Here is a 26,235-nt window from a genome sequence, read left to right on the forward strand (position 1 = left end):
GTAAGCCCTGTCCCGCCCGATGCCCTCGCGAGCGCGCTCGTCAGTTGACCAACGCGCGGACGGCCTGTGCCAGCGCGGTTCCGGCCTGCTCGACCACGGTCCCGGCGATCGCGGCCGGCAGCGCCCTGAGCGCGGTCCGCAGGGCCGGCCCCCCGGCCTCGACATCGTCGAGATTCGCCGCGATCGTCGCGGCCGCGTCACCGGCGCTTTGGCGCTGTTCGGCCGGGATGTCCTGCGACTTCTGTTCGATCTCCCGCCGGAAGTCCGCCAGCAGCCGGCGGACCTCGTCGACCATGGACGGCGCGGCCGGGTGCACGGTCTGGCTCACATTTCGCACGACCTTCCCCCCGACCTGCTGGATCGGTGCGTTGTTCGACTCCTGGATCCTGAGGGAGTTCGTCGTCTCGTCCTTCCGCCCGGAGTTCATGGGCTCTCCTTTCCAGATTGCTGCTCGACGTTCTGGACGGTGTTCGCGGTCACCTGCTGCACGGGCGCGTTGTTGTCGCCGTAGATATTGATCATGCTGAACACCGCGGCGACCTGCTCGTCGTACTCCTCGGTGGCCAATCCCTTTTCGTCCAGGTGGTGCTGCACCGACCTGAACACGCGCCGCTGGATCAGCGTCACGTGCCGTTTGGCGTCGTCGTTCTGATGCCTGTCCGTGGCCTCTTCAAGGGAGTAACGGTCACGCAGGCTCACCAGATCGACATCGGCCGAGGGCTCGGCACGGCGGCTGCGAGGCGGGAGCAGCATCTCCAGCGCGTCCAGAAGAGCGTCCACGGGCAGCTTTCGCGTCGTTCGCCGGGGCACGGTCTTCAACTTCGGGTACGGGGGCGTGCCGACCTGCGGCCGCAGGGTCAACCTCAGCTCGCCGGCCTCGAAGGCGGCGTGGACGAACACGTTGACCACGATCTCGCCCTCCCAGCTCACCGACTGGATGCGGAGGTAGAGCCGCTCCGGACGGCTGGACGGCGCCCGCCCGTTGAACCCGGACAGGTCGACGTCCTGCTCCGCGCCGCCCTGGGTGGCCTGCAGCCACCGCGCGGCGGGCATCCCGACCACCTGGACGGCGGACAGGTGCGGCAGCGGGTCCGTCAACGCGTCGGCCGGGCGGGCGAGGACGTCCCGGCTGATCGCGTCCAGCAGTTCGCCTTCGTGGAGGCGGCCCGGGGGCGTGCCGCCCTCCTTGGGCCGCAGCGGCAGGCTGATCACGGCGGGAGACCAGACGTCGCGGCCCGCGCCGATGAAGTGCTCCCCGGTGTCGTCGTAGGGCAACTGCCTGCGGAACTGGGCGGCTGCCCGCGTGCGGAGGCGCGCGCGGTTCGGCAGCATGAGAGTCCGCGGGACGAGTTCGGCCTCCATGGCCCTGAGCGCGAGGACCCGGTCGAGCGCGCATGCGGTCGTCAGGCCGGTCAGGACTCCGAGGGGCAGCGCCCACAGCGTGAACCCCGGCGGGGAGAGCCCGCCCGCGTGGACCAGCCTCGCGAACACCAGGACCGACACGATCACCATCCCGCGCTTCCGCGACCGCTCGGCCTTGGCCAGAAGGGTGGCGAGGAGGAAGGGCAGCGTCCAGATCGCCATCGCCGATGGAGCCAGGACGGCCGCCGAGAGCAGCACCGCCCCGCACAGCACGCGCCGGAGCCAGAGCAGCCGGATCGCGTCGAGCGACGCGAGCACGACCGGTTCGAGGTCGAAGCCGTAGGAGGGGACGGGAACCCGCGGGCCCTTGAGTATGTGATCGACCATCCAGCGGGCGGCGGGCAGCCCGAGCGGAGGACAGTCGTCCCGTCCGGTGAGGTAGATGCGGCGGCGACGGCTGTATCGCGGTGGAGGCTCGGGTGCGTCGGCGTCGCGCCCCCGCAACCGCTGGCGAAAGGCCCTCACCTGGTCGGGCCGGTAGTGGACCGCGCGGCACAGAAGCCTGGTCACCTCGGAGGACGCAGGATCGAAAGCGAGGCTCCCCGCATCGGTGACCTCCATTTTGGACTTTCCCACTATCACCTCCCGGGGTGCGGGAATTCTCGATCGGCCTACCCGGTTAATCTAGGTCGCCGTCGCGAGTGAGGTTTATCGTTGCCCGCACCTGGCCAGGCCCGCCGGTTAAGGGCCTGGAAACCGTCAGTGTCCATCGGCTTATCGGACGTCCGTTACCGGTCCGGCGATGAAGGATCGGTTACGCGCGCTGATCTCGTCCGAGAGCAGTGCGTCCCCTTGCGTCCGGACGGGTGCTAACGCCGCCAGCAGGTGTAGGTCACGGTCGCCGTGCCGCCCGGCGCGAACGAGACCGTGCCGCTGCCGCGGCCGCCGATGTAGCACAGCACCGTGGGGCTCACGGTCACGGCGACCGACGTCGAGCGTCCGGCCTTGAGCGTTCCGGAGCCGCCAGCGCTGATCCTCTCGGCCCTGTCCCGCACCGAGGTCACCGACCACTTCACGGTGCCTCCCGCTGCCGTCAGCCGGATGTAACACCGGGTCGGCAGTCCGGCCGCGCGGACTCCCCGGCATCCCGAGTCGTTCACCGACAAGCGTCCGGGGCCGGTCGGCGCCTTGCGCGTCTTCTTCGGCTTGGCGGCCTTCTTCTCTTTCTCCGGCGCGTCCTTCCCGGCCTCGTCCGCTGGCGTGGGCGCGGGCGAGGGCGTCGGGGTCTGCGGCGTGACCATCGCCACCGGCGGCGCGGCCGCAGGCTTCCGCTCCGCCTCCATGGACTCGAACAGCACGAGCATGCCGCCGGTCAGCGCGACGGCCGCCGCCGCGCCCCCGATGGCGACGAGGCGTCCCCTCTTGCGCGGCGGCGGCGTCCCGCACTGGTCGCGGACCAGCTCGTACAGCCAGTCCCGGAACGTTCCCGCGTCCGGCACCTCCGCGTTCCGCAGCGTGAGCAGCGCCTCCCGGACGGCCCCGACCGCCCGCTCGCGGTCGCCGAGCAGCCCGTCCGCGTACTCGACCAATTCGGGCCCGTACACGTTGTAGACGTGGCCGACCGCCCCCGGCCGCTGCGCCTGAAGCGCCTCGACCAGCCGGAAGTCCTCGTTCAACGGCGGTGCACTGGCCACCTGGGGGATTATGCCGCCGCCGGCACGCGGAGTGTTCTCCCGTGACTTCACACTCCGCGACCCCCTTTTATCAACTGAGGAAGATTTTTCCGCGGAGGAACGAGACGGCGGTCGGATACCGGCGAACGATATGCACCGGATGGGCCCGGCTACATGGGCCGATGTCGATCAGCGGGATGAGACTCACCCCGCCAAGCGGCCCTGCGAATCCCCCGACTCGTACCGATCCCCACAGCGGCATCGCGGCTAATGCGGGTTTAACCCTGGGGGCGGTCTCATTGCTTTTCGCCTGGGGCGTGTGGTCTCGGCGGAGAGGAAGAGATGGGGATTCGGGCGTGGGCCGTCGGGCCGGCCGTGGTGCTGGCCTTGGGGCTTTCGGCGTGCGGGGGTGATGACGGCGGAGGCGGGGTGGCGAGTGCCGGTGGGGTGAAGGCGTCGGCGTCGGCTTCGCCCAGTGCGTCGCTTTCGGCGGAGGACGCGCAGCTCCGGTTCGCGCGGTGCATGCGGGAGAACGGGGTCGACGTCCCGGATCCGGGCAGCGGTGACCAGAAGGCGATGCGGCTCGGGAAGGGCACCGACCGGACGAAGCTGCAGGGCGCGCTGGAGAAGTGCCGGCAGTGGCTGCAGGCGGGTGGAATGATGCCCGACCTGAAGGACCCGAAGGTGCGCGACCAGTACGTGAAGTTCGCGCAGTGCATGCGCGAGCACGGGGTGGACATCCCCGACCCGGGTCCGGACGGGCAGGTCAGGCTTCCCACCGGGGAGATCGACCGGGGCGCCCTGCAGAAGGCGCGTGAGGCGTGCAGGGCCGACCTGCCGGGGGCCGGACGGTGAGGCGCGCCGTGGTCGCAGGCGGAATCGCCGTCGTCGTGGTCGTCGGTGGTGGCGGCGCGCTCGCCTGGACGGCGGGCGGCGGCGAGGCGGAGGCGGGGCATGAGGCCCGGCCGGCGACCGCCGTCGTGATCCGGGGCGATCTCGTGGACACCGAGACGGTGGACGGGAAACTCACCTACGGCGACGTGCGGGACGTGTGGTCGGGGGTGTCCGGCGTGGTGACGTGGGCGCCGGAGCAGGGCGAGGTGGTCGAGCGGGGCGGGACGCTGCTGAAGGTGGCGGACCGGCCGGTCACGCTGATGTACGGCGGCAGCCCCATGTACCGGACGCTGAGGGCCGGGGATTCGGGCAAGGACGTCCGGCGGCTTGAGGAGAACCTGCGGGCGCTCGGGTACGGCGGGATGACCGTGGACGACGCGTTCACCGCCGCGACCGAGGCGGCTGTCAGGGAGTGGCAGGACGACCGGGGGCTGGAGGAGACCGGCGCGGTCGACGGGGGCCAGGTCGTCTTCCTGGACGGGGCCGTGCGGGTGCGGGAGGTCAAGGCCCCCGAGGGCAAGCGGGTCGCCCAGGGGCAGCCCGTCCTGACGGTGGCCGGGACGAAACGGGTCGTGCACGTCGATCTCGACGCCGGCAAGCAGGATCTCGCCGGGGAGGGCGCCGAGGTCTCGGTGGAACTGCCCGGCGGCAGGACGGTCAAGGGGAGGATCTCCGCGGTCGGCAGCGTCGCGCAGAGCACCGGGTCGGGGCAGGACAAGAAGACCACCGTCGGCGTCGACATCGCGATCGGCGCGGCCGGGACGGGACGGCTGGACGAGGCGCCGGTCAGCGTCGAGTTGGAGAGCGAGCGGAGGAAGGACGTCCTGTCGGTGCCGGTCGAGGCGCTGCTGGCGCTGCGCGAAGGCGGTTTCGGCGTCGAGGTCGTGGACGCGGGACGGCGCCTCGTGCCCGTGGAGACCGGGGCGTTCGGCGGCGGGCGGGTCGAGATCACCGGGAACGGTGTCCGGGAAGGCATGAAGGTCGGGGTGCCCGCCGAATGAACGCGCCGGACTTGGACGCACAGGGCGAGGACATCGTGGAGCTGACCGGGGTGACGAAGGAGTACGCGGGCGGCGTCGCGGCGCTGAAGGGCGTCGACCTGGTGATCGCGGCGGGGGAGATGGTCGCGATCGTCGGGCCGTCCGGGTCGGGGAAGTCGACGCTGCTGCACATGATCGGGACGCTGGACCGTCCCACGAAGGGCAGCGTGCGGGTCGCCCGGCACGAGGTCGCCGGGCTCGGCGACCGGGAGCTGTCGGCGCTGCGGGCACGGCACATCGGGTTCGTGTTCCAGCAGTTCCACCTCGCGGCGGGCGTCAGCGCGCTCGACAACGTCGCCGACGGGCTGCTGTACGGCGGCGCGAGGCTGGGGGAGCGGCGGGAGCGGGCGCGGGCCGCGCTCGAACGCGTCGGGCTCGGGAACAGGGCCGGGCACCGGCCGCACCAGCTCTCCGGCGGCGAGCAGCAGCGGGTCGCGGTCGCGCGGGCCGTCGTCGCAGAGCCCGGCCTGCTGCTCGCGGACGAGCCGACCGGCAACCTCGACTCCGCCGCGGGCGCCGAGGTGCTCGCCCTGCTGGACGAGCTGAACCGCGCCGGCACCACCGTCGCGATCATCACGCACGACCTGGACGTCGCGGGCCGGGCGCCGCGCCGGGTGCGGGTCCGCGACGGGCTGATCGTCGCGGACGAGCGGGCGGAGGCGGGCAGCCGGTGAAGGCGGCACTCGCGCCCGCGCGGCTCGCCCCGGACGACGTCCTGCGCGTCGGCCTCGGCGGGCTGCGGGCCCGTCCGGCGCGGGTCGTGCTGTCCGCGCTCGGCATCGCGATCGGGATCGCCACCATGGTCGCGGTCATCGGGATCTCCTCGTCCAGCAGGGAGGACCTGCTGCGGCGGCTCGACCGGCTCGGCACCGACCTGCTGACCGCGAAGCCCGGCGACACCCTGTTCGGGGACGAGGCGGAGCTGCCGGAGGCGGCGCCGGAGATGGTGCGGCGGATCGGGCCGGTCACCGCGGTCGGCGCGACGGGGGCCGTGGACGCGACCGTCCGCCGGACCGACGCGATTCCGGCGGAGGTCACGCAGGGCATCTCCGTGCAGGCGGCCTCGACCGGGCTGCTCGGCACGCTCGACGTGGACACCGCGAGCGGGAGCTGGCTCAACGCGGGCACCGGACGCCACCCCGGCGTCGTCCTCGGCGCGGAGGCCGCGAAACGGCTCGGCGTGGACGGGGGCCGGGTGTGGATCGGCGGGCGGTGGTTCGTCGTCCTCGGCGTCCTGCGGCCCGCCGGGCTGGCGCCCGAGATCGACCGGTCCGCGCTCGTCGGCTGGGACGCGGCACGCCGCTACCTGGGCTTCGACGGGCATCCGACCACGATCTACGAGCGCTCCACGGACGCGTCGGTGACCGGCGTCCGGGACGTCCTCGCCCGGACGGTCAACCCCGAGCACCCGGAGGAGGTCCAGGTCAGCCGCCCGTCGGACGCGCTGGAGGCGAGGGCCGCGGCGGCCGGCGCGTTCACCGGGCTGCTGCTCGGGCTGGGCGCGGTCGCGCTGCTGGTCGGCGGGGTCGGCGTCGCCAACACGATGGTGATCTCGGTGCTGGAGCGGCGCCGCGAGATCGGGCTGCGCCGCTCCCTCGGCGCGACCCGCGGCCAGGTGCGCGTCCAGTTCCTGGCCGAGTCGCTGCTGCTGTCGGCGTTCGGCGGCGCGGCGGGGACGGTGCTCGGCACGGCCGTCACCGCCGGGTTCGCGCTGTGGAAGGGGTGGCCGCCGGTCGTGCCGGTGTGGGCGCTCGGCGGCGCGCTCGCCGCGACGCTGGCGATCGGGACGGCCGCCGGGCTGTATCCGGCGGTGCGCGCCGCGCGGCTGCCGCCGACGGCGGCGCTGGCATCGGTCTGACTCTGGTCACGCTCCCCGGGGGCGGTGCATGATTGTCACGGCAGCCGTGTTCCGCCCCCGGGGGAGGTGCCTCAACAGCCATGCCGGTGCCACGCCCGCTTCGTGAGCGCTGCCGGGAGTTCCTCGGGATCGACGGGGAGATCCGCTACATCTTCCCCGCGATGGCCTACGGCGGCGGCGCCGGCTTCATCTTCGTCGTCACCGACGACCAGGTCGCGGTGATCTCCACCGGCCCGCTGAGCCGCAGCACCCCGAAGACGATCTGGGGCAGCTACCCGCGCGGCACCCGGATCGGGCCGGTGGAGACGGGCGTCGGCGCGTCGTTCGAGTTCGCGGGCGCGGTGTTCGAGCTGGACGACGAGTACGTCCCGGTCGTGAACGCGGCCGACACCGAGATCTTCGCCCGCGACAGCCTTCCCCGCGACCCGCTCCCCGACCTGTAGAGGTCGTCGCCGGGGGGCGTCCCCCCGGGGGCTCAGGACGTGACCGCGGGCTCCGTCGCCTTGGCCGGGGCGGGCTTGGACGCGGACGGGCCGCGCAGGAACAGGAACATCACCGGCACCAGGTACGCCGCCCACATGACCAGCTGCAGCCAGGTGATCTGCGGGGTGACGTTCAGGACGCCCTGGAACAGCGTCTGCATCCAGTCGCCCGCGTCGCCGAACTTGGCGAAGAACGCGTGCGGCTCCAGCGCGACGGCGTTCAGTCCGGGGAAGACCTCGGCCTCCTGCAGGTCGTGGAAGCCGTAGCCGAACACGCCCGCGGCGACGACGATCAGCGCGGCGCCCGTCCAGGTGAAGAAGCGCTTCAGGTTGATCTTGAGGCCGCCGCGGTAGAGCAGGTAGCCGAGCGCGACGGCGACGGCGAGGCCGAGGAGCGCGCCGATGATCGGCTCGGTGGAGCCGCCGGAGGAGTTGGAGATGTTCGTCCACAGGAACAGCGCGGTCTCCAGGCCCTCGCGCCCCACGGCGAGGAACGCCACGGCGGCGAGCGCGAGCGGCCCGACGTTCAGCGCGCCCTCCAGCTTGCCCTCCAGCTCCGCCTTCATGAACCGGGCGGTCCTGCGCATCCAGAAGACCATCCAGGTGACGAGCCCCACCGCGATGATCGACAGGACGCCGCCGAACAGCTCCTGCGTCTTGAACTGCATCTCCGAGGACGCGGCGGTCAGCGCGATGCCGAACGCGAACGCGAGGACGACGGCGACGCCGATCCCCGTCCAGACGGGGATCAGGGCCCGGCGGTTGCCGGTCTTCACCAGGTAGGCGATCAGGATGCTGACGACCAGGGCGGCCTCAAGCCCCTCCCGCAGTCCGATGAGGAAGTTGCCCAGTAGCATCGCTGCACTCCTCCGGATGGCACAGATTTCAGGCAGGTCTTTTAGGCAAAGCTAACCTAAGCAATTCTGCGCCCGACGTCGGCCCCCCGGCAAGAGGCGGCGCCGCGGACGTCCTCGGCCGGGGCGGGCGCCCCGGCCGCGGGGGGTCACCGCCGCCAGGCGGTCTCGCGGTGGCGGGCGAGGGCGGTCAGCGCCTGGTTGACCGGTGCCGTGCGGCCCGCCTTGGCCGCCTCCCGCGGGACGGCGCCGTTGATCACATCGATCTCGCTGGTCCGGCGGGCCTCGTGGTCCAGCAGCGCCGACGGCTTGGCGCCGGGCATCCGGGCGGCGAACGCGCGCACCAGTTCCACGGGGTCCGGCACGTCGATGGCCACCCCGAGCGCGAGAGCCGTCTCCCAGGCCTCGGTCGCCGCGGCCCGGCTCGTCCGGCCGAGCTCGGGGTGGTCACGGATCTCGCCGACCGTCAGCCCGGTCAGGGCGCACGGAGCGCTGTAGGCCACGTTGCAGATGAGCTTCTCCCACTGCATCGCGAGGACGTCGTCCACGGCCGCCGCGTCGAACCCGGCCGTGCGCCAGGCCGCGGCCACCTCCTCGACCCGTTCGGGGGCCAAAGAGCCGTGGGCGCCGAACCGCAGCGCGCGCATCGCGTTGTGGTGCACCCGGCCCGGCCCGCGCAGGCCGGCGCCGAAGCCGCTGGCGATGCCGACGGCCAGGCGCCCGGCGCCCACGGCGCCGGCCACGGCGTCGGCCGAGCCGAGGCCGTTCTGGATGGTCAGCACCGTGGTCTCGGGCCCCAGCAGGGGGGCGAGCCCGGCCGCGGCGGCGGGCACGTCGGCGGCCTTGACGGCGAGCACCACGAGGTCGACGGGATCGGCGGGAGCGGTGGTGTGGGCCGCGACCGCGGCGCGGAACTCCCCATCGGGCCCGCTGACGTGCAGCCCGTCCCGGGCGATGGCCTCGACGTGGGCCTGCCAGGCGTCGACCACCGACACCTCGTGGCCCGCCCGCGCCAGGCGCGCGGCGTACACCGAGCCCATGGCTCCGCAGCCGACGACGCAGATCTTCATCGGTCCAGGTCCTTGAGGAGGTTGGCGATCTCGTCGCCGAGGCCGGGTTTGGCCTCGAGACCGAACCCGGGCGCCTCGCTGGGGCTTATGAGGCCGTCGGAGAGCCGGCAGTCCGGACTGTAGCCGCCGAAGGGCTCGAAGACCCCGGGGTACGCCTCGCAGCCGCCCAGCCCCAGCCCGGCCACGATGTGCAGGTTGATCAGGTGCCCGCCGTGCGGGAACGCCTGGGACCGGGGGACGCCGCACGCCTCCATGGCCTCGATCATGCGGGCGTACTCGGTCAGCCCGTAGCTGAGGCCGGCGTCCATCTGGAAGACGTCCCGGTCGGGCCGCACTCCGCCGTAGGCGAGCAGGTTGCGCACGTCCTGGACGGAGAAGAGGTTCTCGCCCGTGGCGATGGCCCCCGGATAGACCTCCGCCAGTTCCCGGTTCAGGGCGTAGTCGAGCGGGTCGGCCGCCTCCTCGTACCAGCGCAGGCCGAGCCCGGCCAGAGCGGTGGCGTAGGCCAGGGCCCGGTCCCGGTCGAAGCGTCCGTTGGCGTCGACGGCGACCCCGTCCCCGCCGCCGATCACCTCGATGGCGGTCTCGATCCGGGCCAGGTCGTCGGCGAGCGCCGCGCCGCCGATCTTGATCTTGATCATGCGGTAGCCCCGGTCCGCGTAGCCGGTGAGCTCGCCGCGGAGCCGGTCCAGGGAGTCGTCGGGGTGGTAGTAGCCGCCCGCGGCGTAGACCGGCGTGCCGGTGAGCACGGGCCGGCGGCCGAAGGCGCGGGCGATGACGGCGTGGGCCGGCTCGTCGTGGTACTTGGCCAGCAGGTCCCACACCGCGAGTTCGACGGCGCCGGCCGCCGCGGCGCGGTCGCCGTGGCCGCCGGGCTTCTCGTCCCGCATGGCGCACTGGAGCACGCGGGCGGGCGACAGCAGCCCGGTCGCCGGGTCGAGCAGGGTGTCGGGGGCGGCGGCCAGCAGCCGCGGGATCATCCGGTCGCGGAGGATCCCCCCTTGGGCGTGGCGCCCGATCGAGTTGAACGCGATGCCGGTGAGCGGGCGCCCGTTCCGGCGTACGTCGCTCTGCACGGCCACCAGGGAGACGGTGTGCGCGGCGAAGTTCACCACGGAGTTCCTGACGTCCCCGTGGAGGGGGACCGAGACCTCGCGGATGTCGGTGATGCGCATGACCCCAACCCTCTGATCCGGACCGATCGAATTGTCTAGACTAATGGAAGCGGCGCCTCCACGGCACGCGTGCGAGGAGCAACCGGGACCGGAGGGCGGGAGAGGGCCGTGAGGCGTTACGAGGCAGTCGCCGAGGACTTGGTCCGGCAGATCCAGTCGGGGCGCTGGCCGATCGGCGGGCGGTTAGCGCCCGAGGTGGACCTGGCGGCGGAGTTCGACGTGAGCCGCGGCACGATGCGGGCCGCGCTCGACATCGTGGAGGAGCTGGGACTGGTCTCGCGCCGGCCCCGGCGCGGTACCCGCGTGGAGCGTCTGAAGCCGCACTCGGTCTTCGTCCGGTCGCTGCACTCGTTGGACGAGCTGACCGAGTACTCCGTGGAGACCGACCGCCAGGTGCTGTCGATCGCCGACGTGGTGGTCGACGAGGTGGACGCCCGGGTCATGGGCTGCCGGCCGGGGGAGCGCTGGACCAAGATCCGGATGCTGCGCATCGACCCGGCCGACGACGGCTGGCCGCTGTGCTGCACCGACGTCTACCTCGAGCCCGACATCGCCGCGGCCGTGGGCGACCAGGTGCTCGACCCCAAGCGGTTGATCTCGGACATGGTCGAGCAGGTGACCGGCCGCACCGTGCACACCATCGAGCAGCGGATGCGTGCGGCGACGGTCCCGGACTCCATGGTCGACCTGCTGCACGCGGCGGCCGGTTCGCCGGTGCTGCGGATGACGCGGCGCTACCTGGACCGCGCCGGGGACCCCTTCGAGATCACGGTCTCGGTGCACCCCGCCGAACGGTTCGAGTACGCCGTTGACCTGGAGCGCGGGCGCGGTTGACGGAACCGGCCGGGACGGCCGGCGGGCGCGCGGCCCCGAGCTAATTGTCCAGACCTTTCGGGAAAAAGTCTGGTGTCCAGAAACTACTTCCGGTAGCGTGGCGGCGGATCACCTGACAGGAGGGACACCATGGAGGCCGACCCCGAGTTCGAGCTCCAGGGGCTCTGTCACCTCGCGCTCGTCTGCGAGGACATGGAGCGCACCGTCGACTTCTACACCAACGTCCTCGGCATGAAGCTGAAGAAGACGATCAACATGCCCAACGGCGGGCAGCACTTCTTCTTCGACATGGGCGGCGACCAGTTCCTGGCCTTCTTCTGGTTCCCGGACGCGCCGAAGCGGGCCCCCGGGATCGCCTCCTCCGCGGTGCTGCCCGGCCTCGGAGACATCGCCACGGCCCACGCCTCGATGAACCACGTCGCGTTCAAGATCCCGCTCGACAAGTTCGACGAGTACAAGGCCAAGCTCGATGCCAAGGGCGTCGAGACCGGTCCCGTCCTCGAGCACGACGACAGCCCGCGCGGTGTGGCGGAGACGTTCCACGAGGGCGTCTACGTCCGTTCGATGTACTTCTTCGACCCGGACGGGGTCCTGCTGGAGTTCGCCGCCTGGACGCGTGAGCTGACCGAGGACGACGTCAACCTGGCGCCGATGACCGCCGCGGGCGTCCCGGCCGGCCAGGGCGCGTCCGCATGAGCGGCACGGAGTCCATGCTGGAGTACGCCGCGCGGTTCTTCGAGATGGTGGAGGCCGGCGACATCGAGGCCGTCTCCGCGCTCTACCACGACGACGTCACCGTCTGGCACAACTACGACGACGTCGACCAGTCGAAGGAAGAGAACCTCGCCACGCTGGGCAGCATCGCCGACCGCTACGACAAGTTCGGCTACGCCCAGCCGCGCCACACCGCGCTCGAAGACGGCTTCCTCCGCCAGCACGTGATCGAGGTCGAGCGCGACGGGCGGTCGGCCTCCATCCCGGCGATCCTCCGCGTGTACGTCGAGGACGGCAGGATCAGGCGGATCGAGGAGTACTTCGATCGCAGCAAACTCGAAACCGTGCTCGCGGGCTGAGCGGCCGGTCCGGCCCGGTGCCGGTCGGGGAGACCCCCGACCGGCACCGGGCCGACGCATGACCGGTACCCGAGCAGAAGGCGCGTTTCAGGAACAGCGCGCGCCTCAGGAGCAACGCGCGTGCGGGCGGCTCAGGAGAAGAAGGCGCGGGCCTGCTCGGCGAAGCGCAGCAGGTCTTCGGCCACGGTCACCTCGGTGAAGTCCTTCTTGCGGTGGCTGGGCGCCGAGATGCTCACCGCGTAGCGGGAGCCGGCGTAGGTGCCGAGCGGCACGGCCACGGCGATGACCCCGTCCTCGCTCTCCTGCACCCCGGTGGCGTAGCCCCGCTTCCGGATGCGGTCCAGCTCCTCCAGGAGCGCGGTCCGGGTGGAGAGGGTGTGCGGGGTGAGCGGCTCCAGTTCCTCCCGCGGATAGAGCGCGACCACGGCCTCGTCCGACAGCAGCGACAGCAGCACCTTGCCGGACGCCGAGGCGTGCGCCGGGAGGGTCTTGCCCATCCGCGAGCCGACCCGCACGGCGCGGCTGCTCTCCACGGCGTCGACGAAGGACACGAGCGCGCCGTCGAGGCGGGTGAGGTGGACGGTCTCGCCGTAGTGCTCGGCGAGGTCGTCCAGCAGCGGGCGGACCTGTTCGCGGACGTCGATCTGCCGCAGCACCGAGAAGGCGATCTCGGTGAGCGCGGGACCCGGCTCGTAGGCCCGCGAGCTGTTCGACTGGCGGACGAACCCCCGGTACTGCAGCATGGCCAGCACCCGGTGGGCGGTGGACGAGGCGACGGAGAGGTACTCGCTCACCTCGGTGAGGCGGAGGCTCTTGCGCTCGCCCAGCAGCAGCAGGATGCGCAGCGCGTTGTCGACCGACTCGATCGGGTACTGCGGCTTGCGAGGCTGGGCAGGAGAGGGGTTGTTCACCCAGCGGACCTTATCCGGGGACGCGGTCATCGGTCCTTCCATCTCGCAGCTCGAACTTGAGCACTTTCCCCGATGCGTTGCGGGGGAGCCGCTCGACCACCTCGATGCCGGTCGGTAGCTTGTACGGGGCGAGCCCGCGCCGGGCGTGGTCGCGCAGTTCCTCCAGCGACGGCGCCCGCCGTCCGGGAACCGGCACCAGCACCGCGACCGGAGTCTCCTCCCATTTTAGATGCGGCCGACCCACCACCGCCACCTCCGCGATGTCCGGGTGCGCGGCGAGCTCGCCGCACCGCAGCGCGGTCACCTCCGGCCGCGCGTGGGCGTGCCGGGCCAGGTGGGCGACCCAGTGCTGCCCCCGGGCGCCGTGGACCGCCGCGGGCGCCGTCATCGCGCGCTCCCGCTCCCGAAGCGCTCGGCGATCCAGCCGGCGATCGTGTCGGCGACCGCGTCCCGGGCGCCCGCGGGCTCCAGGAAGTAGTGGTCTCCGGCGTGGTCGCGGCGGGTCTTGTCCGAGGCGGCCAGCGCGTCGGCGATCCGGTCGGCGTCGCTCGGGAAGACGCCGGTGTCACCGGTCGCGTTGACGACCAGCGCCGGGACCGTGATCTTGGCCAGGTTGCCCTCACCGCGGCAGGGCGACTCGCTCAGGCTCCACATGTTGAGCCAGTTGCGCACGGTCGTCTCCCCGGCGATCCCGCGGTCGCCCCGGTTGGCGGCCTCGACGGAGCCGCGGTAGCAGCTGTTCGGCTTCCGGTCGGTGGGCTCCAGGGACGGGTCGACCATCCTCGGGTCCGCCCAGGTCCGGGGCACGGTGAAGTGGCGGTCGTAGTAGCCGGCCGCGGTGAGCCGGGCCAGCTCCGCCTTGGCCCACGCGGTGATCCGGTGATTGCGGTCGACCTGTGCGCGCCGGTAGCGCTCGACGAACTCGGCGCTGTACGGCGGGCCGTTGCGGGGGTCGAACAGGTCGAGCGAGGGGTCGGTCGCCACCGGGTCGAACTCGTCGACCACCGCGGCGTCCATCCAGGCGGTGAGGACGTCGGGACGGCCCAGGTGCGCGGCCAGCGACACGTAGCCGTCCGCGGCGGGCAGCTCGTCCACGCCCGCGACGGGCTCGTGGCCGACCGGGGGCCGCAGGGAGGGGGCGACGGCCTGGGCCTGGTAGGCGGCCATCAGGGAGCCGCCGCCCGAGTTGCCCAGCAGGACGACGGAGTCGGCCCCGGCCTCCTCGCGCAGCCAGCGGACGCCGACGCCGATGTCCACCAGTGCCTGGTCGAGCCGGAAGTTCCACTCGTAGCCGCGGAACCGGGTGTTCCAGCCCAGGAAGCCGATGCCGCGCTCGGCCATCAGCTCGGCGAGATAGTGCTCGGCGAAGTCGATCTGGTAGTGGGTGGCGATCATCGCCACCTTCGGCCACGCGCCCTCCGGCGCGTGGTAGAGGCCCTGGCAGGGGTGCCCGCCGGCGCCCGCCCGCGGGGCACCGGCGGAGGGGCGGGACACGAAGGTTCGGGTGATCATCGGACCGCCGCCTCCAGCCGGCTCGCGGCCACGTGGGCGCGCAGCTTGCCGAAGAGGACCCCGAGGCGCTCGGTGGCCACCGGGTCCTTGAGGTGCCCGCTCTCGTCGAAGCACTCGTGGGCGAAGGGCATGACCACCTCCGGTCCCGGCATCACCGGGGATTGGGAGAAGACGAACATGTTCCGCAGCTCGAACTGGCACCGGGCGGTGCCCAGCCTTCCCGGCGAGGTGCCGATCAGAGCGACCGGCTTGCCCTGGAGCACCGAGGCGCCCAGCGGGAGGGAGATCCAGTCGAAGGCGTTCTTGAGCACGCCGGGGACGCCGCCGTTGTACTCCGGCGTGGCGATCATCAGCGCGTCCGCGGCGGCGACCTCGGCGCGCATCCGGGTGACCGCCTCCGGCTCCCGGCCGAGCAGGTCCTCGTTGAAGAGCGGAAGTCGTCCCACCAGTTCGCTGATGGTGACGGTGACCCCCTCCGGCGCCAGGCGCGCCGCCGACTCCAGCAGCATCCGGTTCCACGAACGCTCGCGCAGGCTCCCGACGATTCCGTAGACCGTGACGTCCGCCGTGCTCACAGTGCTCCTCCCAGGTAGGCGTCGATGACGGCCGCGTCGCGGACGACGGCGGCCGGGGTGTCGAGGGCGATGCGGCGCCCGAAGTCGAGCACGCAGACCCGGTCCGAGATGCCCATCACCATCGACATGTCGTGCTCGACCAGGAGCATGGTGATGCCCAGGTCGGAGTTCACCTCGCTCAGCGTCGCCGCCATCTCGGCGGTCTCCTCGTGGTTCATCCCGGCGACCGGCTCGTCGAGCAGCAGCAGCCGGGGCTCCATGCACAGCGAGCGCGCGAGCTCGACCCGCTTCTGCACGCCGTGGGGCAGCGGGCCGACCTCGCGCCCCAGCAGGTCGCCGAGCCCGAGGCGGTCGGCCACCTCGGTGACCCGCCGCAGTGCCGCGCGCTCCTCGCGGGCACTGCGCCCCCACCGGATCATGCCGGCCAGCGCCCCGGAGCGGAGGTGCTGGTGCCGGGCGAGGAGCAGGCATTCCCGGACGGTCATGGCCGGGAAGACGTCGACGTTCTGGAACGTGCGGGCGATCCCGGCCTTCGCGATCCGGTGCGGAGCGGTGCCGAGGATCTCGGTGCCGCCGAACCTGATGCTCCCCGACCCCGGGCGGTAGATGCCGGAGATGCAGTTGAACAGCGTGGACTTGCCGGCGCCGTTGGGCCCGATCACGGCGAAGAGCTCGCCCTCGTCGATGCTGAAGGTGACCCCGTCCAGCGCGCGGACGCCCGCGAACGACAGGGCGAGGTCCTCGATCTCGAGCAGCGGGGTGCTCACGAGTCGGCTCCTTCCGGTGCGGCGGGGGCCGTGCCGGCGCCGAGGTAGGCGGCCGCGATGTCGGTCTCCCGCTCCAGTTGCGCGGGGGTGCCCTCCGCGTGGACCCGTCCACCCTCCAGGAGGTAGGCGTAGCCGGAGATCGACAGGGCCATGCGCGCGTTCTGCTCGACGAGCAGGATCGAGGTGCCCCGCTCGTTGATGGACACGATGATGTCCCGGACCTGCTCGACGATCCGGGGTGCGAGGCCCAGGCTCGGCTCGTCCATGAGCAGCAGCTTCGGCCGTGACATCAGGGCGCGCGCGATCGCCAGCATCTGCTGCTCGCCGCCGGACAGGTAGCCCGCCTTCCGGTCCAGCAGGTCGCGCAGGCGTGGCAGCAGTGCGAGCACCTCGTCGCGGGCCGCGATGAGCGCGGCGCCCCGGTAGCGGCGGACGTGCGCTCCGCCCGCGAGGTTCTCCGCGACGCTGAGCCCCGGGAAGACCATCCGGCCCTCAAGGCACTGCGCGAGCCCGGCGCGGACGCGCTGTGACGCGCGCGATCCGGTCATGTCCTTGCCGAAGAGCTCCACCCGCCCGCCGGTGAGGCGTCCGCGGTGCAGCCCGAGCATGCCGGACACGGCCCGCATCGTGGTGCTCTTGCCCGCCCCGTTGGGGCCGAGCAGGCTGACGATCTGCCCCTGGGGCACGCGCAGTGTCAGGTCGGTCACGGCGTCCTCGGCGGCGCCGTACGCGGCGCTGAGCGCCGTGGTCCGCAGGGCCGGCGGACCGGCGGACGCCTGGGAGGCGCTGCCGCTCGTGCTCGGGGCGCTGCCGGTCATGACGTCCTCCGCGTTCCGCGTGGGCGGCCCAGCGGCCGGCGCAGGCGTCGCCCGCCCCGGAGCGCGAGCGCCCGGATCCCGTTGGGCTCGAAGAGCAGGATCAACACGATCACCAATCCGTAGAGGAATCCGGACAGGAGCGGTCCCGTGATGCCGCCGTCGGTGCTGGCGCTCTTGCGGACGAAGGGCAGGAAGACCGAGGCCTGGTTCACGACCTCGGGCATCGCCCGCACGAAGAGGGCCCCGAGCAGGGCGCCGGAGACCGTGCCCATGCCGCCGATCACGATCATGGCGATGAAGTCGACCGAGAGCATCAGGTGCCACTGGCCCGGGGTGAAGTAGCCCATGTAGGAGACCAGCAGCGCCCCGGAGACGCCGGCGAAGAAGGAGGAGATGACGAAGGCGGTCGTCTTGGTCCGGGTCACCGGGACGCCCACCACCGCGGCCGCCACGTCCTTGTCCCGGACGGCCATGAACGCGCGGCCGAGCCGCGAGTGCCTGAGGTTGTGGGTGAGGAGCATGACCACCAGCAGGATCGCCAGCGCGAAGTACCACCAGGCCTGGAAGGCGTCGAGGATCATCCGGTCCCCGGCCATGACGCCCAGGCTGAGGTCCTGGTCGCCGAACAGGACGGGTGCGGCCGGACGGCCGTTCACACCGCCGCTGAGGCTCGTCCACGTCTCCCACGCGTAGAGGCCGATGAAGACCAGGGCGAGGGTGGCGACGGCCAGGTAGAGCCCGCGGATGCGGACGGCGACGGGCGCGACCAGGGCGCCCGCGGCGGCGGCCACGAGGCCGGACGCCGGCAGCCAGAGCCACCAGGGCAGGCCCTGGTCGGCGCCGAGCCAGGCGGAACTGTAGGCGCCGATGGCCATGAAGAAGGCGTGGCCCAGCGAGATCTGGCCGGCCAGCCCGGTGATCACCTGCATGCCGAGGGCGCCGATGCCGGCGATCAGGGTGAGGATGCCGATGCCGAGCCACAGTTCGGAGCGGACCACCAGCGGCAGCACGAGCATGGCGGCGATCCCGAGGCAGACGCCGGCGCGCCCGCGGGTGAGGAGACCGTGCAGGCGCGGCCGGGGCGCCGCGGTGTCGCGGGGGGCCGGCGGGCTGGTGCGGAGTGACACGGCTCAGACCCTTTCGATGCTGCGGCTGCCGAAGAGGCCATAGGGCCGGACCAGGAGGACCAGGAGCATGAGGACGTAGGGCAGCACGTCGTGCAGGCGCCCGCCGCCGACGTCGCTGAGGTAGCCGGAGCCGAGGACCTGGGTGAGCCCGACGACCAGGCCGCCGACGACGGCCCCGACCAGTGAGTCCATGCCTCCGATGACGATCGCCGGGATCGCGATGAGCGCGAGGTCGCCGAGGTCGGGGGAGACCACGCGGGGGAACGAGGCGAGGAAGACCGCCGCGGTCACCGCGAGGAACGCCGCCAGCGCCCAGGAGAGCGCGAACATCCGCCCCACGTCGATGCCCTGGGCCATCGCCGCCTCCTGGCTGCTCGCGGTCGCGCGCAGCGCCAGCCCGTAGCGCGTCCGCTGGAAGAACAGGGCGACGGCGACCAGGACGACGACCGAGACGGCCACGGTGGCGAGGGCGCTGTTGGGCAGCACGACCGAGCCCACCGAGGTGGTGCCGGCGCCGATCGGCCCCACCGAGTCATGGCTGCCGACCCCCCACACCATCAGGATGACGTTGTGCAGCATGGTCGAGATGCCGAGGGTGGCGAGCACCACGACGGTCACCGACCGTCCGATCAGGCCGCGGATCAGCAGCCGCTCGACCACCAGCGCGAGGCCGACGGTGAGCGCCACGGCCCCGAGGAAGGCCGGCACGTAGGGCATCCGGGGCAGCAGGATCAGCACGGCGTAGGCGCCGATGGCCACGAACTGGCCGTGGGCGAAGTTGAAGGTGTGGGAGCCCTTGAACATGATCACGAACCCGAGCGCGATCAGCCCGTAGGCCAGCCCCAGGGCGACGCCCTGGAAGCCGAGCTGGAGGAAGAGGGTCATCTGGAAAACCTCGGTCGGGGTGTGGGAGTGGAGCCCGGGGGAGGGGGCCCGGCCGGGCCCCCTCCCCCAGGTCGTCAGTTGCCCCTGGACGTGCCCCAGGACTTCGCGGCCGGGGACTCGAAGAACGTCGCGACCGGCTCCTGCACGCCGTCCTTCCCGATCTTGTTGATGCGGGACTGGTAGCTCACGATCGAGTTGCCGTCGCCGAGGTCGATCGGAGGAAGGATGTCGTCGAAGGAGACCTTGAGGCCGACCATCGCCTTCTTGACGCCCTCGCGGGTCAGCGTCTTGGCCTCGCACGCCTTGCGCAGCGCCTCCACGACCACGGTCCCGTTGATCCAGCCGCCGACCTCGAAGTTGTCCGGCTTCGCGTCGGGGGCGTAGGCCTCGCGGGCCTTGGTCAGCGCCCGGATGCCGGCGTTGTCGTCGTTGAGGGTGCCGTAGCCGCCGGAGACGTAGTAGTTGTCCAGCAGGCCCTTCAGGGGCTTCCCGAGGCTGGACGACCAGGCGCCGGAGCTGGACACGAAGGTCGGCTTGTAGCCGAACTGGGCCGACTGGCCGATGATGCCGGCGGTCTGGGCGGGCGTGACGCCCAGCATGACGATCTCGGCGCCGGCGCTCTTGAGGCTGTTGATCTGGGCCGTGAAGTCCTTGTCGGCGTTGGTGTAGGTCGGCTCGGCGACGACCTGCACGCCCGGCGTGGCCTTCGCCGCGTGGTTGAGGGCGCCGAGGTAGACCTTGCCGGTCTCGTCGGCCGACGTCACGAATCCGACCTTGACGGTCTTGGAGGCGGCGGCGCCGGCCTTCTCGGCGGCCCAGACCAGGCCGTTGATGAGCTCGACCTCGAAGGGCGGCATGGCGACGTAGACGTTCGGGAGGTCGAGGGTCTGGGTGTTGATGGACGCCGAGAGCGTGGGCATGTCGTCCCGCTCGATGCTGGTCCGGACGGCGTTCAGCCCGGCGGTGCCCACGAACTGGGCCACCATCAGGTTCTTGGGCGCCGCGGCCCGGTACTGCTGGGTGGTGATCTGCGGGTCGTACTTGGTGTCGCGCTTGTCGACCACGACCTTGCGCCCGCAGACGCCGCCCTCCTCGCGGTTCACCTGGTCGATCTTGGCTTCGACACCGAGCGAGCCGGCGATGCCCCCCTGGGCGATGGGCCCGGAGAAGTCGCTGATCACGGTCACGCTGATCTCGTCGTCGGTGACCCCGGGGCCCATGGCGACGCCGTCGGCGCCGGTCCCGGACTTGCCGGAGCCCGAGCCGCCGCATGCGGCCAGAGTCAGCAGCGGGGCGACCGCCAGCGCGGTCAGTGACTTTCTGAGCATGGGGGGTTCGTCTTTCTCGGTCGATGGATCCGCGCAGGTGACACGGGTCACAAAAGATTAGACCAGACTATACGGAAATAGAAGAGAGAAGCTCTGCAAGTTGGAGAAGTGGTCGTGAACAGCGCTTTGTCCGGCCGTCACGGAGTCGGAACGTTCCAGCGCGAGGAGCGCCGGAGCCGGGGATGCTGGAGCGGGGCGGCCGGTGCTGGCTGGGGCCCGTGCCGGCCGGAGCACGACTTGTGTCAGCCTCGCCAGGCGAAGGTGATCTGGCGGTGCGCGAAGCGCCATCCCGCCTCGGTGCGGACCAGCCGGTCCAGGTAGTCGCCGGCGGCGGCCGGCTGCCCGTCCGTGCCCCGGAGCACGAAGTAGGCCCGCCCCGTCGCCTGCTCGTCGTCGGCCAGGTCGACGAGCACGTTGCTGTTCTCGTGGCGCGGCGACTCCGCCGTACGACCGGCGATCACCTTGGCGAGCCCCTCGGCGCCGGCGAAGGCGGCCCCTCCGGTGATCTCCATGCCGCCGCCGGCGGTGAAGCAGTCGCGGAAGGACTCCAGGTCGCGGGCGTCGATGGAGAGGCTGTAGCGCGCGTAGAGCTGGGTGATGGCGGTGATGTGGTCGGACAACGGGGCTCCTCGTCGAAGGGCGGACGGTTCGGTCGGATCAGGAGCGGGGGGCCGCGGGCAGGCGGGAGAGTTCGTGGCGCCAGGCGACGTCCAGGTTGAGGCTTCCTCCGAGGTCGGGGAGCGCGGCCCGGTCGGCCTCGTCGATGGCGCGGGGGCGTCCCCCCGCGGAGGCGACGAGCAGGCAGAGGTGCGCGATCTCGTCGATGGAGACGGCGCGGAGCACCGCCTCCGGGACCGAGCCGCCGGTGACCACCACCCCGTGCCCGCGGAGCAGGGCGGCGGCGTGGTCGCCGAGGTGCGCGGCCACCTCGTCCCCCAGCGCGTCGCTGCTGACCAGCACCGATCGGGGGTACACCGGGATGCCGCCGGCCACCAGGGCGGAGCCCGGAATGTCGTAGGCGCCGACGAGCGGCTCCAGCACCAGGCCGGCCAGGTCGGCGGCGACCGTGCGGCGAGGGTGCGCGTGCACGACGCACCGGACGTCGGGGCGCCGGCGCAGGATCCGGGCATGCAGGGGGAGTTCGTGCGGGACGGTCCAGCCGTCCAGCTCCCCGGCGAGGCCGGGTCCGCCGTCGAGGGTGACCACGCGCACGTCCCGCGCGGTGGTGGAGGCCAGGCCCGACTCCTGCGGGCCGCGGCACCGCACCAGGATCCGCTCGTCGTCGAGGCGGAGGCTGATGTGGCCGAGGAACCCCGGCGAGAGTTCCCGGGCCGCCAGCACGCGGCAGCCCAGCGCCAGCTGGTGCCGGAGCTCCCGGAGGTCGTCGTCGTGGACGTCCACTGTCATCGGGCGGCCTCCTTGAGGGGTGCTGACTCCTTGAGGGGTGCTGTCTTCTTGAGGGGGGCCGGCTCGCGGCGGGGCGCCGGCCTCGGACGGGTCACCGCGTCGAGCACCGCGGCCACCGGCGTGCCGCCGGCGATGGCCCGGCGGGCGGCCAGGGAGGCGCGCGGCCACCCCAGCGACACCGCGCCGGCCACGCGTCCGCCGCCCCACAGGGCGAGCAGCCGGCCCTCGTCCTCCACGATCCGGGGCTCGACATCGGGGTCCACGGCACCGAGTACCTGGATGGTGCGGCCGTGCTGGTCGCTCCACACCATGGGCACCTCACCGGGCGCCCGGGGGTCCGCGGGGTCGAGCAGGGTCGCGGCGATGCACCTGGCCTGCTCCTGGGCGGAGGCCCAGTGCTCGACCCGCCGGCCGGCGGCGCCGTCCGCGGTCGCCCAGGCGGCGACGTCGCCGGCGGCGAAGACCTGCTCGGCCCCGAGGGCGCGGCCGTACCGGTCGCAGGCGATGCCGTCTTCGAGGTGAAGGCCCGACCCGGCCAGCCATGTCACGTCGGTCTCCGCTCCGATGCCCACCAGGACGTGGTCGGCGCGGAGCACCTCCCCGTCGTCGAGCCGGACCTCGATCCGGTCCGTGCGGTGGTCCAGGGCCCGGACGACCCTACCCAGCCTCAGGCTCACCCCCGCCTCCTCGTGCCACGCGAGGATCCGGTCGCCGACGCTGCGGCCGACGACGCGGGCCGGGGGATTGGGCAGCGGGTCCACCAGCGTGACCCGGCATCCCAGGGCGGTCGCGGTGCCGGCGACCTCCGAGCCGATGAAGCCGGCGCCGATCACCACGAGGTCGCCGCCGCGGGCGAGGGCGGCATGGAGGCCGCGCGCGTCGGCGAGCGTCCGCAGCGTGTGGACACCGGGTCCGGTCCAGGGCGACGGCCTCGCCCGGACCCCGGTGGCGATCACCAGCGCGCCGTAGCCGCACCGGCTTCCGTCGGACAGGGCGAGGCGGCGGGACGCGGTGTCCAGGCCCGTGGCCTCGACGCCGAGCAGCAGTTCCAGGCCGAGCCGTTCCGCCTCCGGGCGGGTGAGCAGCCGGACGGGCTCCGCGAGCCGTCCCTTGGACAGGGGCGGCTTGTCGTAGGGCTCCTCCGCCTCCCGGTCGACCAGCCGGATGCGGCCGGTGAAACCGCCGGAGCGCAGGGTCCGGGCCACCGTGACGCCCGCCACCGACGCGCCGACGATCACCAGGTCGCCGGTCATGCTCCCTCGAGCCGGAGCGCCGCGGCGGGGCAGCTGCGGACGGCGCGGTCGACGCGTTCGCGGTCGGCCTCCGGGACCTCGGCGGCCAGCAGCACGACGAGGCCGTCGTCGTCGATGTCGAAGTAGTCGTCGGCCGCGATGACGCAGCTGGCGTAGCCTTGGCAGACTCCGGTGTTCACTGTCAGGGCGGGCACTCGGGCTCCTGGTTCTCGTGTCGTTGTCAGCTCTTGACGCCGGCGCCGCCGTCGCTGTGCAGGACGGTGCCCGTCATTCCCCGGGACATCGGCGACGCCAGGAACAGGTAGCTCCAGGCGTGGTCCTCGCCGGAGAGGGCCACCTGAAGGGGGACGCGGGCGGCGATGCTCGCGGCGCGGTCGGGACCGTCGAGGTGCTGCCGGTCCAGCCCCAGCGACTGCGCGCCGGTCAGCCGGGTGCCGACGGTGCCCCCGGGGGCGACGCTGTTGACGCGGACCTCGGGGGCGAGGTCGTGGGCCAGCGCGATGCGCAGTCCGCGGACCGCGAACTTGGTGGAGATGTACAGCGCGCCGCCGCGGCCCGGCCGGTAGGCCGAGGTCGACTCCGTCAGCACGATGCAGCCGCGGCTGCGCCGCAGCTCCGGCAGGGCGGCGCGGACGCCGTGCATGGCCGCTCGGACGTTGACCGAGAACATCTCGTCGAAGGCGTCGTCGAAGGCATCCTCGGCGACGGCGTCGAGGGGGCGGTAGAAGTCGAAGATGCCGACGCAGTGGACCAGCACGTCCAGCCCGCCGTGGAGTTCCCGGCAGCGGTCCACGGCGTCGTGGTTGACCGCGGCCTCGCAGGCGTCCCCCTGGACGACGTCGACGCCGGGGAGTGCCGCGCGCAGGGCCGCGCACTTGGCCTCGTCGCGCTCCACGGCCACCACCGCCGCTCCCTCGGCGGTGAACCGCTCCGCCACCGCGCGGCCGATGCCCGATCCGGCGCCGACCACCAGCGCTCGCCGGCCCTCCAGTACGGGGGCGGTCATGAGGCCGACTCGCCCGTGTCGTCCTGCGCCGTGCCGTCCCGCGCCGTGTCGTCCCGCGCCGTGTCGTCCTGCTCGGGGAACAGGGAGGTGAACGGACGGCCGACCATCGCGGAGAACGTCGCCGTCCCCTGCCAGGTGAGGGCCTCCAGCTCCAGCGGGTCCAGGGTGACCCACTGCCCGGATCGCGTCGCCTCGATCAGGAGGCGCACGCCGTTGCGGGTCCGGACGAGGCTCACCCGGGCCTCGGCGAACTCGTTGCCGAGCGTCAGGGGCTCGCCGACCGTCCCCGCTCGCAGGGCCGCCAGCTCCTGCGCGGCCTCGCGGGCGCGGCCCCGGTCCTCGTGTTCGCCCTCCCAGTGCAGGCTCACAGGAAGACCGCCAGGTTCTGGGTGCGGAGCACCGACTCGTCGACCGTGATGTGGCGGCGGGCGAGCCGCCAGGCGCCGCCGGCGCTCCGCAGCACGTCGCTGCGCTCGGCCGACACCAGGGACGGCTCGTTGACGTCGCCGCGGCTGCGGAAGAGCAGGACCGCCGACTCCACGAGGATCTCGCCGGGCACGTCGGTGGCGAAGGTGCGCACGTTGGACAGGTGGTGGCGCGTCCGCGACGGCGGGTCCTCGGTCCAGGCGTGCTCGGTGCGCAGCCGGGCGACCCGGCGCTCCAGGGAGTAGAGGTCCTCGTCGAAGTGCGCCATCCGCCGGGCGGTGTCGTAGCCGGCGCCCTGGGAGGTCGTGACCCGGATCGGCATGAAGTAGTGGACGTCCTCGGTCATCCGGGCGAGCCATTCCTCGAGGTCCTGCCGGTCCAGCAGGTACGTCTCCTCGACCAGCCACTGGTGGGCGGCCAGGTGCAGGGGATCGGAGAACGGGAGCGGATCGCCCACCGGGGCGGCCTTGGTGGCGCGGGCGCCGAGGGGGCTGTCGGCCGAGGAGACGGGGTTGCGCGCGGTCACCGGGCACCGTCCCGCCCCGGGGCGCCGACACTGACGCCGGCCGGCCGCAGGGGCCCCGCCTCGATGAAGTCGGCCCAGCGGTTCATCAGGTGGCGCTGGTTGTACTCGCCGTACCCGACCCGGGACTCGCCGGGGCCCGCCCACTGGTCGCGGCCGAGGGGCGGGACGATGGTCGAGCCGTCGGGCAGCAGGCCCATCCGGCCGTTGAGGAGGAGCCGCTGCGCCATGGTGCCGCCGGCGGTGGCGGTCAGCGAGACCCAGTTCTCCACGTCGTCCTGCTCGAACATCCCGCTGCTGCCGAAGCACATCAGGTAGGCCTTGTAGGACAGCGCCTTGAAGTCCTCCGGGGCCTCCTTGTCGACCAGGAACCAGGAGAGCACCTCGGTCTCGTTCTCGCTGATCGGCTGCCACTGGCGCAGCGACACGAAGGGGAGCACGTCGTCGGAGTCGGCTACTCTGGGCCAGTTGTGGACGAGGCTGAGGTTCGGCGCGATCGACGCCGCGGAGACCATGAAGCCGTCGCGCCCGATCAGGTCGAGTTGTTCGGCCGACCAGACCCGCTTCATCCGGTCGATCATCTCGTCGGGGTAGCCGACGTAGCGCAGCCGCTCCTCGAGCGTCCCCGGCGGCAGTTTGTAGGTGGTGCCCCCGCCGCCGGTGGCCCAGTAGGTCGTCCCGTCCTTGCGCTTCTCGGCCTTCGGCTCGCGGAACAGCCCGATCTCCACGACGCTCGCGTGGGTCTGCGGGGTGTGGTACATGTCCCCGGCGAAGTTCTCCGCGCCGATCTTCCAGTTGGCCTTGATCCGCCACCGCTGGGGTCCGAGCACCTCGACCCCGCTCGGGCTCTGCCGGGTGTAGTAGTCCAGGTAGAACGCGAAGTCGCCGAGGAACTCGCGCAGCGGCGGGGCGTCGGGGTCCAGGGAGACGAAGATCAGGCCGTTGACGGTGTCCATCGCCGGTGCGGGGAGGAGCCGCTGCCCGCGCTTGTTGAAGCCTGCCTCTCCGCCGTACGCCTCCCGGTGGAAGGGCAGGCCCACGATCCGGCCGTCGTTGCGGTAGGACCACCCGTGGTAGGGGCAGCGGAAATGCGAGGCGTTGCCCTGCTCGGCCCGGCAGACCTGCATTCCCCGGTGCAGGCACATGTTGAACATGGCGTGCACCGTCCCGTCGTTGGCGCGGCTGACGATGAAGGAGTTCTCCATGACGCGGCGGACCACGTAGTCACCGGCCTGGGGGATCTCCGACTCGTGCGCCAGGAAGACCCAGGAGCGCGCGAAGACCGTCTCCCGCTCGGCGGCGAAGACCTCGGAGTCGTTGTAGATGTGCGCCGGCAGCATCCCGTCGCGCACGTGGCCGACGACGTCGGACAGGTCGAACAC

Annotated in this window: 31 protein-coding genes; 8 read left to right on the forward strand and 23 right to left on the reverse strand. The window is 72.3% G+C overall.

Annotation, left to right across the window (positions count from 1 at the left end):
• Positions 1–40 precede the first annotated feature (40 nt).
• The 3 genes from SM611_RS07545 to SM611_RS07555 form a co-directional block, all read right to left on the reverse strand.
• Positions 41–427 (reverse strand): hypothetical protein, encoded by a 387-nt coding sequence (locus SM611_RS07545; protein ID WP_371948299.1) that lies wholly within the window; start codon positions 425–427, stop codon positions 41–43.
• Complete coding sequence (locus tag SM611_RS07550; RefSeq protein WP_371948300.1) at positions 424–1,932, reverse strand: AbeC-like domain-containing protein; 1,509 nt, start codon at positions 1,930–1,932, stop codon at positions 424–426. Before SM611_RS07550 ends, SM611_RS07545 begins: the two co-directional genes overlap by 4 nt.
• A gap of 299 nt (positions 1,933–2,231) precedes the next feature.
• A complete protein-coding gene (locus SM611_RS07555; RefSeq protein WP_371948301.1) occupies positions 2,232–3,056 on the reverse strand; it encodes a hypothetical protein in 825 nt (274 codons plus the stop codon).
• A 408-nt stretch (positions 3,057–3,464) separates the two neighbouring features.
• Between SM611_RS07555 and SM611_RS07560 the strand changes: the two genes are divergently transcribed.
• The 5 genes from SM611_RS07560 (at position 3,465) to SM611_RS07580 (ending at position 7,270) form a co-directional block, all read left to right on the forward strand.
• Positions 3,465–3,890 carry a hypothetical protein gene (locus SM611_RS07560; protein WP_371948302.1) on the forward strand — a complete coding sequence of 142 codons (426 nt, stop codon included), beginning with the start codon at positions 3,465–3,467 and terminating at the stop codon, positions 3,888–3,890.
• A gap of 8 nt (positions 3,891–3,898) precedes the next feature.
• The gene (locus SM611_RS07565) at positions 3,899–4,930 is read left to right on the forward strand and encodes a peptidoglycan-binding protein (protein WP_371948303.1); all 1,032 of its coding nucleotides are present in this window, start codon (positions 3,899–3,901) and stop codon (positions 4,928–4,930) included.
• Positions 4,927–5,643 (forward strand): ABC transporter ATP-binding protein, encoded by a 717-nt coding sequence (locus tag SM611_RS07570; protein WP_371948305.1) that lies wholly within the window; start codon positions 4,927–4,929, stop codon positions 5,641–5,643. The genes SM611_RS07565 and SM611_RS07570 overlap by 4 nt, the downstream gene beginning before the upstream one ends.
• Positions 5,640–6,827, forward strand: a complete 1,188-nt coding sequence (locus tag SM611_RS07575) for an ABC transporter permease (protein ID WP_371948307.1) — start codon at positions 5,640–5,642, stop codon at positions 6,825–6,827. The genes SM611_RS07570 and SM611_RS07575 overlap by 4 nt, the downstream gene beginning before the upstream one ends.
• Before the next feature lie 80 nt (positions 6,828–6,907).
• Complete coding sequence (locus tag SM611_RS07580; protein WP_371948309.1) at positions 6,908–7,270, forward strand: hypothetical protein; 363 nt, start codon at positions 6,908–6,910, stop codon at positions 7,268–7,270.
• 32 nt (positions 7,271–7,302) lie between these two features.
• Here the strand turns inward: SM611_RS07580 and efeU are convergent, their stop codons facing one another.
• The 3 genes from efeU to SM611_RS07595 all read right to left on the reverse strand — a co-directional run bounded on the left by efeU (position 7,303) and on the right by SM611_RS07595 (position 10,408).
• Entirely contained in the window at positions 7,303–8,166 is an 864-nt protein-coding gene (efeU, locus tag SM611_RS07585; protein ID WP_371948311.1) for an iron uptake transporter permease EfeU, read from the reverse strand.
• Between the two features lie 146 nt (positions 8,167–8,312).
• Positions 8,313–9,233 carry a ketopantoate reductase family protein gene (locus SM611_RS07590; RefSeq protein ID WP_371948313.1) on the reverse strand — a complete coding sequence of 307 codons (921 nt, stop codon included), beginning with the start codon at positions 9,231–9,233 and terminating at the stop codon, positions 8,313–8,315.
• The gene (locus SM611_RS07595; protein WP_371948314.1) at positions 9,230–10,408 is read right to left on the reverse strand and encodes an enolase C-terminal domain-like protein; all 1,179 of its coding nucleotides are present in this window, start codon (positions 10,406–10,408) and stop codon (positions 9,230–9,232) included. The genes SM611_RS07590 and SM611_RS07595 overlap by 4 nt, the downstream gene beginning before the upstream one ends.
• Positions 10,409–10,516: 108 nt before the next feature.
• Here SM611_RS07595 and SM611_RS07600 point away from each other — a divergent pair, with 108 nt between their 5' ends.
• The 3 genes from SM611_RS07600 to SM611_RS07610 all read left to right on the forward strand — a co-directional run bounded on the left by SM611_RS07600 (position 10,517) and on the right by SM611_RS07610 (position 12,315).
• Entirely contained in the window at positions 10,517–11,242 is a 726-nt protein-coding gene (locus tag SM611_RS07600) for a GntR family transcriptional regulator (RefSeq protein ID WP_371948316.1), read from the forward strand.
• Positions 11,243–11,371: 129 nt separating this feature from the next.
• The gene (locus SM611_RS07605; RefSeq protein ID WP_371948317.1) at positions 11,372–11,938 is read left to right on the forward strand and encodes a VOC family protein; all 567 of its coding nucleotides are present in this window, start codon (positions 11,372–11,374) and stop codon (positions 11,936–11,938) included.
• Complete coding sequence (locus tag SM611_RS07610) at positions 11,935–12,315, forward strand: nuclear transport factor 2 family protein (RefSeq protein WP_371948318.1); 381 nt, start codon at positions 11,935–11,937, stop codon at positions 12,313–12,315. Before SM611_RS07605 ends, SM611_RS07610 begins: the two co-directional genes overlap by 4 nt.
• Before the next feature lie 131 nt (positions 12,316–12,446).
• Here SM611_RS07610 and SM611_RS07615 read toward each other — a convergent pair whose 3' ends face one another.
• The 17 genes from SM611_RS07615 to SM611_RS07695 all read right to left on the reverse strand — a co-directional run bounded on the left by SM611_RS07615 (position 12,447) and on the right by SM611_RS07695 (position 26,235).
• Positions 12,447–13,256, reverse strand: coding sequence for an IclR family transcriptional regulator (locus SM611_RS07615; protein WP_371948319.1), 810 nt, complete (start codon positions 13,254–13,256; stop codon positions 12,447–12,449).
• Complete coding sequence (locus SM611_RS07620; protein WP_371948321.1) at positions 13,237–13,614, reverse strand: AMP-binding enzyme; 378 nt, start codon at positions 13,612–13,614, stop codon at positions 13,237–13,239. Before SM611_RS07620 ends, SM611_RS07615 begins: the two co-directional genes overlap by 20 nt.
• The gene (locus SM611_RS07625; RefSeq protein ID WP_371948322.1) at positions 13,611–14,738 is read right to left on the reverse strand and encodes an alpha/beta hydrolase; all 1,128 of its coding nucleotides are present in this window, start codon (positions 14,736–14,738) and stop codon (positions 13,611–13,613) included. Before SM611_RS07625 ends, SM611_RS07620 begins: the two co-directional genes overlap by 4 nt.
• Positions 14,735–15,313, reverse strand: coding sequence for an NADPH-dependent FMN reductase (locus SM611_RS07630; RefSeq protein ID WP_371948323.1), 579 nt, complete (start codon positions 15,311–15,313; stop codon positions 14,735–14,737). The genes SM611_RS07625 and SM611_RS07630 overlap by 4 nt, the downstream gene beginning before the upstream one ends.
• Positions 15,310–16,080, reverse strand: a complete 771-nt coding sequence (locus SM611_RS07635) for an ABC transporter ATP-binding protein (RefSeq protein ID WP_371948324.1) — start codon at positions 16,078–16,080, stop codon at positions 15,310–15,312. The genes SM611_RS07630 and SM611_RS07635 overlap by 4 nt, the downstream gene beginning before the upstream one ends.
• Entirely contained in the window at positions 16,077–16,898 is an 822-nt protein-coding gene (locus tag SM611_RS07640; RefSeq protein WP_371948325.1) for an ABC transporter ATP-binding protein, read from the reverse strand. Before SM611_RS07640 ends, SM611_RS07635 begins: the two co-directional genes overlap by 4 nt.
• Positions 16,895–18,025 (reverse strand): branched-chain amino acid ABC transporter permease, encoded by a 1,131-nt coding sequence (locus SM611_RS07645; RefSeq protein ID WP_371948326.1) that lies wholly within the window; start codon positions 18,023–18,025, stop codon positions 16,895–16,897. The genes SM611_RS07640 and SM611_RS07645 overlap by 4 nt, the downstream gene beginning before the upstream one ends.
• A gap of 3 nt (positions 18,026–18,028) precedes the next feature.
• Positions 18,029–18,910: a branched-chain amino acid ABC transporter permease gene (locus tag SM611_RS07650; protein ID WP_371948327.1), complete on the reverse strand. Its 882-nt coding sequence runs from the start codon at positions 18,908–18,910 to the stop codon at positions 18,029–18,031.
• Positions 18,911–18,984: 74 nt separating this feature from the next.
• Positions 18,985–20,238: an ABC transporter substrate-binding protein gene (locus tag SM611_RS07655; protein ID WP_371948328.1), complete on the reverse strand. Its 1,254-nt coding sequence runs from the start codon at positions 20,236–20,238 to the stop codon at positions 18,985–18,987.
• 242 nt (positions 20,239–20,480) lie between these two features.
• On the reverse strand, positions 20,481–20,858 hold the full coding sequence (locus SM611_RS07660) for a nuclear transport factor 2 family protein (protein WP_371948329.1): 378 nt from the start codon (positions 20,856–20,858) through the stop codon (positions 20,481–20,483).
• A 37-nt stretch (positions 20,859–20,895) separates the two neighbouring features.
• Entirely contained in the window at positions 20,896–21,645 is a 750-nt protein-coding gene (gene phtC / locus SM611_RS07665; RefSeq protein WP_371948330.1) for a 3,4-dihydroxyphthalate decarboxylase, read from the reverse strand.
• Positions 21,642–22,898 carry an NAD(P)/FAD-dependent oxidoreductase gene (locus tag SM611_RS07670; protein ID WP_371948332.1) on the reverse strand — a complete coding sequence of 419 codons (1,257 nt, stop codon included), beginning with the start codon at positions 22,896–22,898 and terminating at the stop codon, positions 21,642–21,644. Before SM611_RS07670 ends, phtC begins: the two co-directional genes overlap by 4 nt.
• Positions 22,895–23,092: a ferredoxin gene (locus SM611_RS07675; protein WP_371939220.1), complete on the reverse strand. Its 198-nt coding sequence runs from the start codon at positions 23,090–23,092 to the stop codon at positions 22,895–22,897. Before SM611_RS07675 ends, SM611_RS07670 begins: the two co-directional genes overlap by 4 nt.
• Positions 23,093–23,118: 26 nt before the next feature.
• Complete coding sequence (locus SM611_RS07680; protein ID WP_371948333.1) at positions 23,119–23,904, reverse strand: SDR family oxidoreductase; 786 nt, start codon at positions 23,902–23,904, stop codon at positions 23,119–23,121.
• Positions 23,901–24,272: a hypothetical protein gene (locus SM611_RS07685; RefSeq protein WP_371948334.1), complete on the reverse strand. Its 372-nt coding sequence runs from the start codon at positions 24,270–24,272 to the stop codon at positions 23,901–23,903. Before SM611_RS07685 ends, SM611_RS07680 begins: the two co-directional genes overlap by 4 nt.
• Positions 24,269–24,856 (reverse strand): 3-phenylpropionate/cinnamic acid dioxygenase subunit beta, encoded by a 588-nt coding sequence (locus SM611_RS07690; protein ID WP_371948335.1) that lies wholly within the window; start codon positions 24,854–24,856, stop codon positions 24,269–24,271. Before SM611_RS07690 ends, SM611_RS07685 begins: the two co-directional genes overlap by 4 nt.
• Positions 24,853–26,235, reverse strand: coding sequence for a Rieske 2Fe-2S domain-containing protein (locus tag SM611_RS07695; RefSeq protein ID WP_371948336.1), 1,383 nt, complete (start codon positions 26,233–26,235; stop codon positions 24,853–24,855). Before SM611_RS07695 ends, SM611_RS07690 begins: the two co-directional genes overlap by 4 nt.

It is taken from the genome of Actinomadura monticuli (assembly GCF_041463655.1).
GTDB classification, from domain to species: domain Bacteria; phylum Actinomycetota; class Actinomycetes; order Streptosporangiales; family Streptosporangiaceae; genus Spirillospora; species Spirillospora monticuli.